15 protein-coding genes and 1 rRNA gene are annotated in these 14,307 nt (G+C 35.0%); 7 read left to right on the top strand and 9 right to left on the bottom strand.

Features of this window, described 5'->3' with window-relative positions:
- Window positions 1-206: 206 nt before the first annotated feature.
- Window positions 207-314, top strand: a 5S ribosomal RNA gene (rrf, locus tag C8P65_RS09020).
- A gap of 259 nt (window positions 315-573) precedes the next feature.
- On the opposite strand, the gene C8P65_RS09015 is transcribed toward rrf, so the two are convergent.
- From C8P65_RS09015 to C8P65_RS08980, 8 genes are all read right to left on the bottom strand, one after another.
- Complete coding sequence (locus C8P65_RS09015; protein ID WP_107782514.1) at window positions 574-1,095, bottom strand: hypothetical protein; 522 nt, start codon at window positions 1,093-1,095, stop codon at window positions 574-576.
- A gap of 11 nt (window positions 1,096-1,106) precedes the next feature.
- The gene (locus tag C8P65_RS09010) at window positions 1,107-1,463 is read right to left on the bottom strand and encodes a hypothetical protein (protein ID WP_107782513.1); all 357 of its coding nucleotides are present in this window, start codon (window positions 1,461-1,463) and stop codon (window positions 1,107-1,109) included.
- Window positions 1,464-1,465: 2 nt separating this feature from the next.
- The gene (locus C8P65_RS09005) at window positions 1,466-2,290 is read right to left on the bottom strand and encodes a hypothetical protein (RefSeq protein WP_107782512.1); all 825 of its coding nucleotides are present in this window, start codon (window positions 2,288-2,290) and stop codon (window positions 1,466-1,468) included.
- 11 nt (window positions 2,291-2,301) lie between these two features.
- Window positions 2,302-3,255, bottom strand: coding sequence for a hypothetical protein (locus C8P65_RS09000; RefSeq protein ID WP_107782511.1), 954 nt, complete (start codon window positions 3,253-3,255; stop codon window positions 2,302-2,304).
- Between the two features lie 11 nt (window positions 3,256-3,266).
- A complete protein-coding gene (locus C8P65_RS08995; RefSeq protein ID WP_107782510.1) occupies window positions 3,267-4,076 on the bottom strand; it encodes a hypothetical protein in 810 nt (269 codons plus the stop codon).
- An 11-nt stretch (window positions 4,077-4,087) separates the two neighbouring features.
- A complete protein-coding gene (locus tag C8P65_RS08990; RefSeq protein ID WP_245887378.1) occupies window positions 4,088-4,270 on the bottom strand; it encodes an SEL1-like repeat protein in 183 nt (60 codons plus the stop codon).
- Between the two features lie 70 nt (window positions 4,271-4,340).
- Window positions 4,341-4,901, bottom strand: a complete 561-nt coding sequence (locus C8P65_RS08985) for a hypothetical protein (protein WP_107782509.1) — start codon at window positions 4,899-4,901, stop codon at window positions 4,341-4,343.
- Window positions 4,902-4,910: 9 nt separating this feature from the next.
- Entirely contained in the window at window positions 4,911-5,282 is a 372-nt protein-coding gene (locus C8P65_RS08980) for a hypothetical protein (RefSeq protein WP_107782508.1), read from the bottom strand.
- Between the two features lie 726 nt (window positions 5,283-6,008).
- On the opposite strand from C8P65_RS08980, the gene surE reads away from it, so the two are divergent.
- The 3 genes from surE to C8P65_RS08965 are packed head-to-tail and all read left to right on the top strand — an operon-like array spanning window position 6,009 to window position 9,022.
- On the top strand, window positions 6,009-6,779 hold the full coding sequence (surE, locus tag C8P65_RS08975) for a 5'/3'-nucleotidase SurE (RefSeq protein ID WP_009389231.1): 771 nt from the start codon (window positions 6,009-6,011) through the stop codon (window positions 6,777-6,779).
- Window positions 6,767-7,069, top strand: a complete 303-nt coding sequence (locus C8P65_RS08970; protein ID WP_009389232.1) for a hypothetical protein — start codon at window positions 6,767-6,769, stop codon at window positions 7,067-7,069. Before surE ends, C8P65_RS08970 begins: the two co-directional genes overlap by 13 nt.
- Before the next feature lie 18 nt (window positions 7,070-7,087).
- Window positions 7,088-9,022 (top strand): LTA synthase family protein, encoded by a 1,935-nt coding sequence (locus tag C8P65_RS08965; protein ID WP_107782507.1) that lies wholly within the window; start codon window positions 7,088-7,090, stop codon window positions 9,020-9,022.
- Window positions 9,023-9,102: 80 nt separating this feature from the next.
- Here the strand turns inward: C8P65_RS08965 and trxB are convergent, their stop codons facing one another.
- Window positions 9,103-10,044: a thioredoxin-disulfide reductase gene (gene trxB, locus C8P65_RS08960; protein WP_107782506.1), complete on the bottom strand. Its 942-nt coding sequence runs from the start codon at window positions 10,042-10,044 to the stop codon at window positions 9,103-9,105.
- 293 nt (window positions 10,045-10,337) lie between these two features.
- Here trxB and porG point away from each other — a divergent pair, with 293 nt between their 5' ends.
- Genes porG through C8P65_RS08945 form a run of 3 tightly spaced genes read left to right on the top strand, consistent with a single transcriptional unit; the run spans window position 10,338 to window position 14,305 of the window.
- Entirely contained in the window at window positions 10,338-11,033 is a 696-nt protein-coding gene (gene porG / locus C8P65_RS08955; RefSeq protein ID WP_107782505.1) for a type IX secretion system protein PorG, read from the top strand.
- A gap of 10 nt (window positions 11,034-11,043) precedes the next feature.
- Complete coding sequence (locus C8P65_RS08950; RefSeq protein ID WP_095913068.1) at window positions 11,044-11,766, top strand: undecaprenyl pyrophosphate synthase; 723 nt, start codon at window positions 11,044-11,046, stop codon at window positions 11,764-11,766.
- Between the two features lie 4 nt (window positions 11,767-11,770).
- Window positions 11,771-14,305: a BamA/OMP85 family outer membrane protein gene (locus C8P65_RS08945; RefSeq protein WP_107782504.1), complete on the top strand. Its 2,535-nt coding sequence runs from the start codon at window positions 11,771-11,773 to the stop codon at window positions 14,303-14,305.
- Window positions 14,306-14,307 lie beyond the last annotated feature (2 nt).

The raw sequence follows: 14,307 nt of genomic DNA, 5'->3' as shown, positions 1-14,307 counted from the left end.
CACGTTGATAGGTTACAGGTGTAACGGTGGTAACATCATAGCCGAGTAATACTAATAACCCGTAGACTTTTCGCGCAGCATTCTTTTTAAGGGAATAGTTAGTTAAATATTTGCTTTTTATCCTAGTGTGTTAATAATATGATAGAGTTAGTAAGTTGTCAGTTATGTTCTAACGACTAACGGCTATGGACTAACGACTAAAGATTTAAGGTGGTTATAGTCAAAGGTCTCACCTCTTACCATTCCGAACAGAGCAGTTAAACCTTTTAGCGCAGATGGTACTACGCAAGTGGGAGAGTATGTCGCCGCCTTCTTATAAAAAGAGCAATTCAGTAATGAATTGCTCTTTTTTTGTTTTAAAAAAACAGAGCGATACCATACTAAACAAAATATCAAAGAACACGTTTTTTAGGCTGCAAAATTGCAGCTATTTTTGTTCTTAAGCAAATAGTTGTCTCTTAATGGAATAAGGTTGTAAAAGCAACTTTAAAAAGAAAAATACAAACTGCGAGCTTGTACTAAAGAGAGAAAAAAGCTACCTGTGGGGTAGCTTTTTTGAGAATAAAGATAGCTTTATTTAGCTGTAATAGAGTTTAAAAAAAGATTCATCTCAGTAATAGCTTGCTCTCTGTTATCTATTGTAATACATTCTATAGAGACTACCTTAGCACGAACAAAAAGCACTACACTACAGCATTTAGTAACTTCACCCGTTATAGGATTAATTGCAGAATAACTTATTTTTCTACCATAATGAGTTCCCTTTTTGATAGGGCTTACCTGTGCAGTATTTCCTGAGGAAGCCATTACTCCTTGAGTATAGTTGTTGAGAAAACTATCTGCTACTTCTTTTTTCTCAGCCTCTGAGAAATTTCTTTCAGCTACTAAGTACTGAGAACGTTGTGGTAGATCTATACTCTGCACCATATAGACTGCATTATCTGTTTGAGCAATATATTGTCGTGCCCCCTGTGCCATACTATATTGTGGATTTTTAGGGAAGGTTACCCAAATACCATTTTCTACTTCTTTTCTCACTTGTGAAAAGAGAGATAAGGAAGTAAATAAAGTGATGATGAGAAGGAGGTTTTTCATTAGAGTAGAATTTAATTGAGTTCAACTTTGTATTCACGACCTCTATCATCCTCAAATGAGGCTGAACCATCACTGATATCTACAGGAGAGAAATGGCTATCGTCTAACCATCCACCATTATTCCAATATATTTTGGTAAGCTCGGCGTCTTCTACTTCTACGTCTAATGTATAAGTAGCTTTGTGTCCTGTATCAGGATTGTAAACTTTTACTTCAGCTTCGTAAGTACCATCAGGATATTCTTCTTCCTCCTTATAGAAAGTGCTTTCTTCATAGCTTTCAGAGCTATCATCATTGTAATAACTCTTTCTTTGATTACAAGCAACCAAAGTTAAAAATATTGCGAGGAGTAAGATTATTCTTTTCATTGCTAATAGTATTCTATATTTCGTTCTATGATTAAATTTTTACTGTGCCCTTGAGATGTTATTGTTTTAGTCATTTCTATCCAATTGCCTTTACTGTCAAACTTGTATTTACAAGTTATGTTTTCTTTTCCGTCCAATACTCCCCCTGCTTCAATTTTTCTAACTAAGTTGCCACTATTATCATACTCATAGGAAATTTCTGTTTTACCAAAAATGAGATCTTGAATTGTGCTTTTTATTTTATTTCCTTTTTGGTCATACGAATTTTCTTCTTTATGGATGATTTCAATTTTCGCAGTGCCATTTTCATCAAAGGAAAAATTACCTTCCTCATCTGTTCCATAAACGAATACATAACGTTCTACTTGATTTCCTTTTTCATCATATCTATAGATATAATAATTATTGGATTTTAATTTTCCATTAGTATTATATAAGTTTTCTTCTGTTATATTACCTTGGAAATCATGTTTATAAACTGATTTTTCTTCGAATTTTCCTTTACTGTCATAAGTGTCTTTGCTTAATAATAATCCTTTACTATCATAATTATAAGTATAAATATTAGACACTCCCCCATTTTTATTATAGGAAATTTCTTTAAGTAATTTTCCTGTCTTGTTAAAAGAGAATTCATTATTAGCAAAGCCTCTTGGAGCTAAATTTCCCTTGTGATATTCACCTGAATATCCTATAGCTTCATAAGGTGTTTCTTTTATGGATTTCACCTTGCCTTTTAAATTCTGTTTATCCCAGTCAGTTTTACTACTTTTGCTCTCACAAGCTACCAAAGCCATGAAGCTCAACAAAAAAAATATTAGTTTCATAAGTGTGTTTTTTAGTAATATTCAAAAATTCTTTTTGTGATAAACTTAGCTATGCCATTTTCATAGATGATTTTCTTTGTCCAATTCCCTTTATCATCATAAATATACTTATAGGAATCTTTTCTAAGAATTCTATTTTCTAAGTTCATATTAAGCACACCCTCAGAACTCAACTCATTTCCATTATTATCATATTGAAAATAAAATACCAACTCATATTTAGAATTGGGTAGATTAACTAACTCTTTTATTTTTCTATTTTGATTATTATACTTGAAAAATCGTTTTTCTTCCAAAGTGTTTTGTTTATAAGAAGCCTCTTCTACTTTATTATTTTTTTGATCGTAGACAAAAAGACTTCTCGTAGTTTCATCTCCGTTAGAAGAGTAGCCAATTTGTTCAATCAAATTGCCTTTATCATCATACTTATAGATTTCTTTCCCTCCAAATATTTCTTTTCCATCATCTTGAAAGAATATTGTTCTTCCTTCTATTTTTTCATTTTTTAAATTGTACTGATACACTTCTTTAGCTGTTTCTTTATCTCCTGCAAAAGTAAGTATCTCTACATTATTCCCTTCTGAATTATATTTGTAAACTGATTTACTTTCAAAATTTATTTTTGTATCGCCTAAATCAACTATATTTAGAGCACGTATTTCACTTTTCTTATTTTGTTCGTTGTAAATTATTTTTTGAGAAGTTTTAATTTCTCCATCTTTTCCAAAAGTATCGAAAGATAATATAAACCCCTGTTCATTAAAACTATAAGATCTATTGCCTTCTAATCTTTCTCCTGCAGTAATCTCGCCAAATTTATCAATAGGTTCATAATGGATAATTTTTAATGATTTAACCTTGTCTTTCAATTCGAGTTCAGTTAGATCATTCTTTATTTTATTTTCTTGTGTGCAAGCTACAACAAAAGGCAAAAAGCACACTATTAAAAATAATATTTTTTTCATTGTTCTTAATTTTATAGGTTATTAGAAAAGGTACAATCATTTCCTTTTGCGTGTTCGGCTAGTATTTTTTCAATAAAATCAGTGTTTGTTATTTCTAATGAAACAGCTATTTTGCTTGCTCCTTGAACATCTTTCGATACCCAAGTTGTATTACTTTCACCATAAGTTAGTGTAGTAAATTCAACAGTTTTTTCCTTAAAGAGTACTTTTCCTTTGCTGTTAAGATACTCAACATATAAATTGTATGTATCACGAGGGATTGTAAAATTTGAGTAATTTTTGTAGGTAATATTCCCTGTAACATATCCATATCCACCTTGAACAGTGTGATTTTCTAAACGAACATTTTGTTCGATTTCTCTTTTAATAATCTCTACTAAACTATAAAACTGAAACTCTTTTTCAGAACAAATTTTAGAGATTTCAACATCATAGTTATCTCCTTTCATACAACCAATCTGTTTGCAATACTTGTAAAGGTTAGAATATACAAACATAGAAAGTCCTTTTGTTTTTGTGATAATGTACTTCCCATTTTCCTTCTTAACTTCAAAAAGCACCTCATTTCCTTGTGCTTTTCCTATTATAGAAATCGTTTTCTCGTTTAGTACAGCATTTAATATTTGAAAATCTTTCAACACCAAAAAACGCCCTTTTAGCTCTTTCATATTAGGATAATATAAAGTCAGTTTTTCTAAATTTCCAAATGTAGTATTACTTGCAAAAATACTTACCACTTCTTTTGCTTTATTGATTTTAGTCTCTTCTGATTCACAAGAAACCAAAGCAAGTAACATACAGATAAACAATACTTTTTTCATTATTATGATATTTATTTTATTTGGTTTAACATTTTACAAACTTTGTCATTGAAGTTTTCACAAGCCTTACGAAGCCAAAATATAGCTTTACTTTTAGACTTTTTAATTCCTTTTCCAAGATAATAGCAAGCAGCTAAGTTATTCTGAGCTTTTGCATCTCCTTGTTCAGTTGTTTTTCTAAGATTATCATTCACTTGTTCATATCCAATATAAACAAATAAAAAAACTTAAAAGGTAAATTAATCTTCTCATATTGTGTTATTTTTAAAATTCGCTTAATGCTCTTTGTCTATTCATTTCCTTGTCAAAAACTTGAATGTAACCGCTGTTGTGGTCATAGTCTGAAGGATTGTTGTAGTCTTTAGAGAAATTTACTCTAAATAGCTCTAAACGGACTTTAGTACCATCCCAAATAGCTCCGTTCATTATTACACCACTGCTGTTAGAAGGTTCGTGCCATTGTTTTCCGTAAGCTTTTTCTAAAATAGATAAAATATTTTGATACTGAGTAATTGTAAACTCATTGTCTTCTCCTACATCTCCAAAAAGCACTTGAATGCTACACAGCTTATTTTTGAAAAATGTTAAAATTACTTCTGTAACAGGCACATTAAAAATAGTTTTTATTGCATTACCAACATAAATATATTTGGAAATATTAGGGTTTTCATTGGCTTTATCTACTTTTGTGATATTTTCATTCTGAGCAGGAGTAGTTCCTAACTTAAAATGCCTAAAACCATTCTTTGCATCTAATTCTCTTACTGATTGAGCTATTGCTATATTTGAAAAAATAAGGCAAAATAAGATAAATACTTTTTTCATATTTTTTAATTAATTTCTTGTTGTTTTATAACCATATCGCTCCATTGTAGTTATCAATTGATTGTATTCAATGGTATTTGAGATTTTATATATATCACTATAGGGTTCTGTATAGTTTTCTATAAGGAAATACATAAATTTTCTATATTCAGGGAAATAAAAACGAGCGACAGAATAAACATTGTTATTTGATAGATAAACCCAATCTGTAATCTCAAAAGTATTTTTTATCTCTGCTCTTTTAAGATTAGGAAAAAATACTTCCATATTGCTAATATTTCCCTCATATACTTTTAAACCTTGCACTACAGTTTGAGAGAAAACTGTTTTAGAGGAAGCTAATGCGATAGCTAAGAATACATACAATACTACTTTTTTCATTGTTCTAAAAAATTAAAAAATCATACCTACTCTGTTACAGGCTTTTCAGTTTCCGCCTTGTTGTTTATATAGGGACATAAAAAAACGCGGTGCATTCCTTTTTTACTTATTACAGAAGCCCGACCAAAGGCTGCACACCAAAGTAAAAAGGAATGCCCACGCTTATAACGTAGGCATTTCCACTTCACTTTCCCGGTGTTGAAAAATTGGTCGTATTTCTGTAATAGGAAAATGTAAAGCGAAACGCTAATATTTTTATGTCTTTATATCACTATATTAATTGCATTTAAATAGTGTTTAAATGTTCTTGGTTGCTTAATTTTGGTGCATAGTTACGATGAATATTTCTAATTGACAAATATTTTAACATTTATTTTTTTACAGGAGTGTGTAAGTTGTTTATTATCAGTGAGAAATAGATGGGAGGTTTGAGAGGGCTGGGAAGGCTGGGAGGTTTGAGACGAGTGGGAGTGCGAGCCGCACCGGCGATTGTGAGACAAGTGGGACAGGTGGAGGGCGAGCAGAAAGGGCGTTTGTAAGATGTTTATTTTTCGCTTATCCTTTGCTAATTTTTCGCTTATCCTTCGCTAATTGTTCGCTCATCCTTCGCTTAACGTTCGGTGAGAGGCTATGTGATCTGGAAGTATAAAATTTGGTATTTATCATTTGTTATTTATAATTATTTTGTACTTTTGTGCGCTGATACTTTTTTAAGTTTTTTTGAATATGCAAAAACCTTTGATTTTAGTAACTAATGATGACGGTATTACTGCTCCTGGTATCCGTTATTTGATAGAGATAATGAATGAATTAGGCGAGGTGGTGGTAGTGGCTCCTGACTCGCCCCAAAGTGGTAAAGGTCACGCGGTAACCTTAGATACGACTATGTATTGCGACCCAATGCCTTCTAAAAACGGTGCAACCCGTGAGTACGCTTGTAGCGGTACGCCTGCTGACTGCGTGAAGATTGCTAAACACGAGGTACTAAACGGACGTATGCCTGACCTCTGTGTGAGTGGTATCAATCACGGGAGTAACGCTTCTATAAATGTGATATATTCGGGTACAATGAGTGCTGCTATCGAAGCTGGAACTGAAGGAATACCCGCTATAGGCTTCTCGCTATTAGACCCAAGTTGGAATGCTGATTTTTCGCAAGCACGTAGCTATATAAAACATATTGCTGAGAAGGTGCTTGCTAATGGCTTGCCTAAGGGTACGGTACTGAATGTGAATATCCCTAATCTTCGCAAAGAAGAAATAAAAGGGGTGAAAATATGTCGTCAGGCACGTTCGAGATGGATTGAGAGCTTTGATAAGCGTGTAAATCCACAAGGAAGAGTATACTACTGGATGACTGGTACTTTTGTAAACCAAGATGAAGGTACTGATACTGACCAATGGGCTCTTGAAAATGGATATATATCGGTAGTGCCTGTGCAGTTTGACCTTACTGCTCATCAACATCTTCAAACACTACAGCAATGGGATTTATAAAAATAAATGAGGATAGGAGAGACCTTATCATTGGTTTTTTAGCAGGATTATTGGCTAATGCGTTGGCTATTTTGGCTTATGTGCTTATTTTTTCGAAGTTCAGCGTTCGCATTACTTTGTTAGATGCTTATTATAAAGGTTATCTGGGGAAACTTATAGCCTTAGGAGGTGCCTTAGACCTTTTGGTGTTTTTCATTTTCTTGAATAGAAATAAGAATGAGAGCGCACGAGGGGTACTTATAGCTTCAACTGTATTGGCATTTGTTATATTATTATTACAATTTACTTAAAAATCAACTATAAATATTATGAGGGTTAGAGAATATTTAGTATTTCTGTATCGTATTTTCTTGGTATATTTCTTTTATGCTATAGCACGTGGCTTGTTTATCTATTTTAATCACGATGTGATGGGTGATTATAGCGCTATTGACCTTTTCTACTATGGTCTGGCGTTTGATAACTGTGCTATAATGTATATCAATTTACTGTTTATACTGCTTAGTTTGTTGCCTTTGTGGGTAAATACGCATCCGAAATTTCAGAAAGTGGTCTTTTGGGCGTATTTTATTCCTAATACGATAGCTTACACCACTAATTTTATCGATATGGTGTATTATCCATTCAGTAAATCGCGTCTTACTTCGGCTTCTTTTGCGGTTATTGAGCACGAACAGAACAAAGCGACCTTATTTTTTACTTTCTTGGTAGATTATTGGTATATGTTTGTCGGTTTTATTTTGCTTATTGCTTTATGGGTATTTCTGTATAAGTTAGTGAAAATAAAGCCTGTGAAGGTTGAGAGAAAAGTACCTTACTATGTGTGGTCTGCGGTTTGCTTTTTAGGATTGGGTACACTGATAATGATGGCAATTCGCGGAGGTGGTTTTACTTCGGATACACGTCCTATTAATATGTTGGACGCGAGTAGGCACGTGAATATTACGGCACAGGCAGATGCGATACTCAACACGCCTTTCTGCCTTATACGTAGTATGGGAAAGAATAAAGGTTTTAAAGAATATCATTTGGTAGATGAGGCGTATATAGAAGGAAATATTAAGCCTATTAAGCAGTATAGCCGTGAGGTGGTACAGAAACCTAATGTGGTGTTGTTTATTTTAGAGAGCTTTGGTAAGGAGTATTGGGGCTGTATGAATACTAAGACGCATATTCCTAATTTTGAGAGTTATACTCCTTTCTTAGATTCGCTTGCACAACATTCATTTGTGCTTGATAATGCTTACTGTACAGGGCGGCAATCTATACACGGAATCTCGTCTATGTTGGCAGGTATTCCTTCGTTTCAGGTAGCTTATACTTCTTCGCCCTATGTGAAACAGCCTACTCAATCATTAGTTTCAATAGCTAAAGAGATGGGGTATGACACTTCATTTTTCCACTCGGCTCCTAATGGTTCAATGGGATTTTTAGGTTTTTCTAACATCTTAGGTTTTGACCATTATTACGGTAAAACAGAATATAATAACGACGCTGATGATGATGGACATTGGGGGATATGGGACGAGCCTTTCTTTCAGTATATGTGTAGGACTTATTCTGAGAAAAAGCAGCCTTTCTTTGGTACTATTTTCACGCTTTCGTCACATCATCCTTTTCAGATTCCGAAGAAATATGAAGGAAAATTTCCTGTGGGGCATTTGGAAATTCATAAATGTATAGGTTATACGGATTACGCATTGAAACAGTTTTTTGAATGTGCTAAGAAACAACCTTGGTTTGAGAATACGATTTTTGCTTTCGTAAATGACCACCCTAACCAGATATATTACGATTTGTATAAAGAACCGATTACGGGTATGGGGGCTGCTATAATGTTCTACAGTGCTAATCCTAACTTGGTGCCTACTAAAGTATCTTCGGAAATAGCCCAACAGATAGATATTTACCCCTCATTAGTAGATTTGATGGGTTATCATAAGCCTTTCCGTTCGTGGGGGCGGAGTCTTTTTAGTAATGTAGCAGATGAAACACCACGTGCTTTTATCTCGAATGCGGTGATGTACCAAATGATGCAGGGTAATTATATCTATATTATAGATGAAAATGCTAAAGTTAATGGTATTTATAAGAAAGAAGATGGGGCTTTGAAGGATAATCTACTGGGTAAGGTAGATAATGCTGAAATTCAGAAAGGCATTAAAGACCTTAAGGCTTTTATGCAGGATTATATGGATAGAATTATTAATCATAAATTAGGTGCCAGCGGCACAAGCAAATAAATTAGCAAATGAAAAAGCGCGATGTTTTAAATGATAAACATCGCGCTTTTTATAGTGAATTGCCTTTTGCCCTTATGAGGTTATTCGAGGGTCATTAGGTATTTTTCGGCATCGAGGGCAGCCATACAGCCTGAACCTGCTGCTGTAATAGCTTGGCGGTAACGGGTATCGGCAGCATCGCCCGCTACGAATATGCCCGCTACATTGGTAAGAGAAGTGCCTGGTACATTTTTGATATAACCTACTTCATCAGTGTCAATATAAGGTTTAAATACCTCGGTATTAGGTTTGTGACCTATAGCTACAAAGAAGCCTGTAATAGGGATTTCATTTGTTTCATTAGTTTTATTATTGCGCACCTTAATAGCAGTAACTACTTGTCCGTCACCGATAATTTCTTCTGTTTCGGTATTGAAGAGTACATTTATTTTTTTGTTTTTCAATACGCGCTCTTTCATAATTTGAGAGGCACGGAACTCATCGCGGCGTACGAGCATCGTAACTTTGGCACAGATATTGGCTAAATATAGTGCTTCTTCGCAAGCAGAATCGCCTGCTCCTACGATAGCTACCTCTTGATTGCGGTGGAAAAAGCCATCGCATACGGCACAAGCTGACACACCTCCTCCTATTTGTAGATAGTGTTGCTCAGAAGGTAATCCTAAATATTTAGCAGAAGCCCCTGTAGCAATGATTACTGCATCGGCGTGGAGTTCTTTGTCGTCTACCCATACTTTGTGTGGGCGAGCCGAAAAATCTACCTTAGTCACCAAGCCGTTGCGAATATCAGCCCCAAAGCGTTTAGCCTGTTGCTCTAACTGCATCATCATTTCGCTACCCATTACTCCCTCAGGATAGCCAGGGAAGTTTTCTACTTCGAAAGTAGTAGTAAGTTGTCCGCCAGGTTGTTCGCCTTGGTAAAGCACAGGGTTAAGATTGGCGCGAGAGGCATAAATAGCGGCTGTATAGCCAGCAGGGCCTGATCCTATGATGAGGCATTTTATTTTTTCAATGTTTGCCATATTAGTTTATCTTTTTTTAATTAATGGCGCAAAGATAGTGTATAATTAGCAAATTAACAAATTAGAAGATTTGCAAATTAGAAAATAGGTAAATTTGGCATAATCATTGCTTATGAAAGAGTATGATTAGGAGTAGGGCGATAGAGGTAAAAAGTGCTTTTTGTATACTATTGAAAATCAGTGTTATATGGTTTTGATGATGAAAAAAATGAGTTTTTAGGGTTAAAAAAAAGCTAAAAATGAATGTTATTTCATTTAAAACTCCTATATTTGCGCCTTGCATAGAATAGCGTATGTATAGAATATTATATATCACCGGAATACTATTGATGGTGCAATTGGCATCAGCACAGCGGTATGAAGTAGGGGTATTTTTAGGCGGAAGTAACCCTATATCAGATGTTGGGAGTACTTATTATGTGTATCCTAACCAAGTAGCCTTTGGCGGTCTTTTTAAATGGAATTTTCACCAGAGGATGGCTCTGAGGGTGCAGGTTAATAAATCATCATTGAAAGGTGATGATGCACAGTCGGATATACCAGGTAAGATTAACCGTCAGTTCTCGTTTAAGAGCGACTTGACTGAACTTTCTGTAGGAGCGGAGTTTAATTTCTTCCGTTTTAGAATCAAAAACTTGTTAGATAAGCCAATGGCCCCCTATCTCTACATAGGAGCGGCTGCTTTTTGGCACGACGATTTGTATTTTGAGAAGGCTGTTACTCCGCCAGTAGAGGCTACTGATACTACTAAGTGCACGCTCAGTTATACTTTCCCTGTGATTTTTGGGGTAAAGAAAAAGATAACCATGCGACTTATTTTAGCAGGTGAAGTAGGTTTTAGATACACACTTACTAACAATTTAGATGGTAGCTTACCGAAAGAACGACCTTTTTCATTTGGTAATAAAGCTAGCAATGATTGGTATACATTTACAGGTTTAACTCTTACTTATACGTTTGGAGAAGAGCCTTGCTATTGTAGAAAATAGAGTTTAATATATGGAAATAACAAAATACCCTGAACATTTAGCCATTATAATGGATGGCAATGGACGTTGGGCTAAGAAACAAGGGTTGCTCAGAGCATTAGGACACGAAAAAGGGGCGCAAAGTGTGCGCCAAGTGTTGGAATATTGTGTAGAGCACCACATTCCTTATTTGACACTCTATGCTTTTTCAACAGAAAATTGGAATAGACCCGCATTGGAAGTGAAGGCTCTTATGGAACTATTAGTAAAATTCTTGAGAAAAGAAGCTGATGAGTTAGATAAGAACAATGTGCGGCTGAATATGATAGGTAACTTAGAAAGGTTTCCTGAGAAAGTAAAGAATACACTTGTAGGAGTGATAGACCGTCTGAAGCACAACACGGGTACTACTCTAACCTTGGCTTTGAGTTATGGAGCGCGTGAGGAGTTGCTGACAACAATAAAACGCATAGCTCAGCAAGTGGAGCAACAACAGCTAAAAGTTGATGCTATAAACGAAGATATTATACAACAACATCTATATACGTATGATTTGCCTAATGTAGACTTACTTATCCGCACCAGCGGAGAGTATAGAATTAGCAACTTTCTACTGTGGCAGATAGCATATGCTGAACTTTATTTTACTGATGTACTATGGCCTGATTTTACCAAAAAACATTTGGAAGAAGCCCTCATTAGTTATCAAAATAGAGAGAGACGATTTGGAAAAATTAGCGAACAACTTAAGTAAAACTATGCTGAAAAAGATTTTATTACTAGCATTCATAGCTGTTTGTAGTTTGGTGAATGCTCAAGAGGAAGAAAGAATATCATTAGGACAAGGAAGAAAATATACTATTGGAGGCATTGAAGTAACGGGTGCCAAACGTTATAATGAGCAAACTATTCTTACCACATCAGGATTGAGAGTGGGCGATGAGATAGAGATACCAAGTGAAAAGTTCAGTGCTATCATTCACAAATTGTGGAGCTATAAGTTGTTTAGCGATATTAATATTTACATACAACGAGTAGAGGGGAATAAGGTATTTTTAGAGTTGGCTATCAAAGAGACTCCTTCGCTTATAGATGTGAAAGTGTCGGGGGTTAATCAGAAAAAAGCTGAGACATTGCTTAAAGATGCTGATCTAAAAAAAGGAGTGAAGGTAAATGAGAGTCTTATAGCTAATACTAAGAACTATATTACAAATAAGTATAAAAAAGATGGCTACTTCAACACTAAAGTAACTATTGATACAAAAATAGATACTACTGATGCCAATGGGGTAGATATGCTTATACACATAGATAAAGGTAGTAAGATAAAGATAGATCGTATTACTTTTGAGGGGAATAAAGAATTTGATGCGGCTAAACTACACAAAAAGCTTAAAAAAACTAAGCAAATACGCTTTGGACGTTTTTGGAAACGCTCAAAATATGTGAAGAAAGATTACGATGAGGACTTAGTAGGACTTATTGATTTTTACAAAGAGAAAGGATATAGAGATGCGCGTATAGTGAGTGATACGCTTATCAGAAATAAAAACGGAAATATTGACTTGAAGATAGCGTTAGAGGAGGGAAAACGTTACTATTTTGGAGATATACGCTTCTTAGGTAACTCAGTATATAACGACCGAGTACTCAATCAAGTATTAGGAATAAAGAAAGGAGATGTCTATAATGGTGTATTGTTAAAGAAACGTATACAAGATTCTACTAATCCAGATTCTGAAGATATTTCTAACTTATATCAGAACAGTGGTTATCTTTTTTCGCAAGTGCATCCTGTAGAAACGTCAGTGGTGAATGATACGATTAATTTTGAAGTGCGTATACAAGAAGGTAAACCAGCTTACTTCAATAAGATTTCGGTAGTAGGAAATGAGAAGACTAATGACTATGTGATATATAGAGAGCTTCGTACACGCCCTGGATACCTATATAGTAGAGAGTCGATAATACGTACACTGCGTGAGTTAGGACAAATGCAACTGTTTGATGCACAGAATATGAATCCTGAGTTGAAGAATGCAGACCCTAATGCAGGTACCGTAGATGTAGAGTACAAATTGACAGAGACAGGTTCAAGTCAAGTGCAATTACAGGGAGGTTATGGAGGAGGTTCATTTATTGGAACAGTAGCACTCTCTTTCAATAACTTTTCGATAAAAAATCTTTTCAATCCTAAGGCATATACTCCGGTGCCTATGGGTGATGGACAAGCTCTATCACTTAGTGTGCAAGTAAGTAGATACTACCGCACTTATGGGTTTTCATTCTCTGAGCCTTGGATGGGAGGAGAACGCCCTGTACAGTTTTCGGTATCGTTTAGTAGAACAGAGCAGTTTGGCTATAATTACCGTAGCTATGATGTAGATAAGAGTAAACGTGTATATATAACAGGTGTGAGTGTAGGTTTAGCGAAACGCTTACGTGTACCTGATGATTATTTTCAAATTGCACATAACCTAAGTTATCAGCATTACGACTTACAAGATTACAGCAACTTTGGTGTGTTTACATTTAAAGATGGTCGTTCTAACTCATTTGCTTACACGATTTCTCTATCAAGAAATTCGAGTGGTCCTAACCCCATTTATCCGATGTCGGGTAGTAGCTTCACTATTAGTGCTAAGTTGACACCTCCTTATTCTCTCTTTAATGGAGTAGATTATGGAAAATTATTAGAAGAACGCGCAGAAGCAATAGCAGATAACGATTCGGATAAACTGTCATTAGTAGATCAGAAGCGATTCCGCTGGTTAGAATTTTATAAACTGAAGTTTTCATCAGCTTGGTATACCAATTTATATAGTAAATTTGTATTAAAATTTGGGGCAGACTTTGGTTACTTAGGAGCTTATAACAGCAAACGTGGAGTAGTACCTTTTGAACGATTCTTTATGGGCGGTGATGGATTAGGCTACTACAATATGGATAGCCGTGAGAATATACAAATGCGAGGTTATGAAAACTACGCTCTTTCGTCAGATGACGGAGAGACAGTATACAACAAATACTCTTTAGAGTTGCGTTATCCTATTACTCTTAAGCCTATGGCATCAATTTACGGTTTGCTATTTGCTGAAGGAGGTAATGTATACAATGGCTTAGGCAACTTTAATCCTTTCCAGATAAAACGTTCAGCAGGTTTAGGACTTAGACTCTTTATGCCACAGTTTGGTATGTTGGGTATTGATTTTGGTTATGGTTTTGACAATCCAGCAAATGCTAATACACGCAGCGGTTGGCAAACACACTTTATTTTTGGTCAGCAATTCTAATT

It is taken from the genome of Capnocytophaga leadbetteri (genome assembly GCF_003054025.1).
GTDB lineage: Bacteria > Bacteroidota > Bacteroidia > Flavobacteriales > Flavobacteriaceae > Capnocytophaga > Capnocytophaga leadbetteri.
The sequence above is the reverse complement of the archived record's forward strand: the minus strand, read 5'-3'. Positions and strand labels throughout refer to the sequence as shown.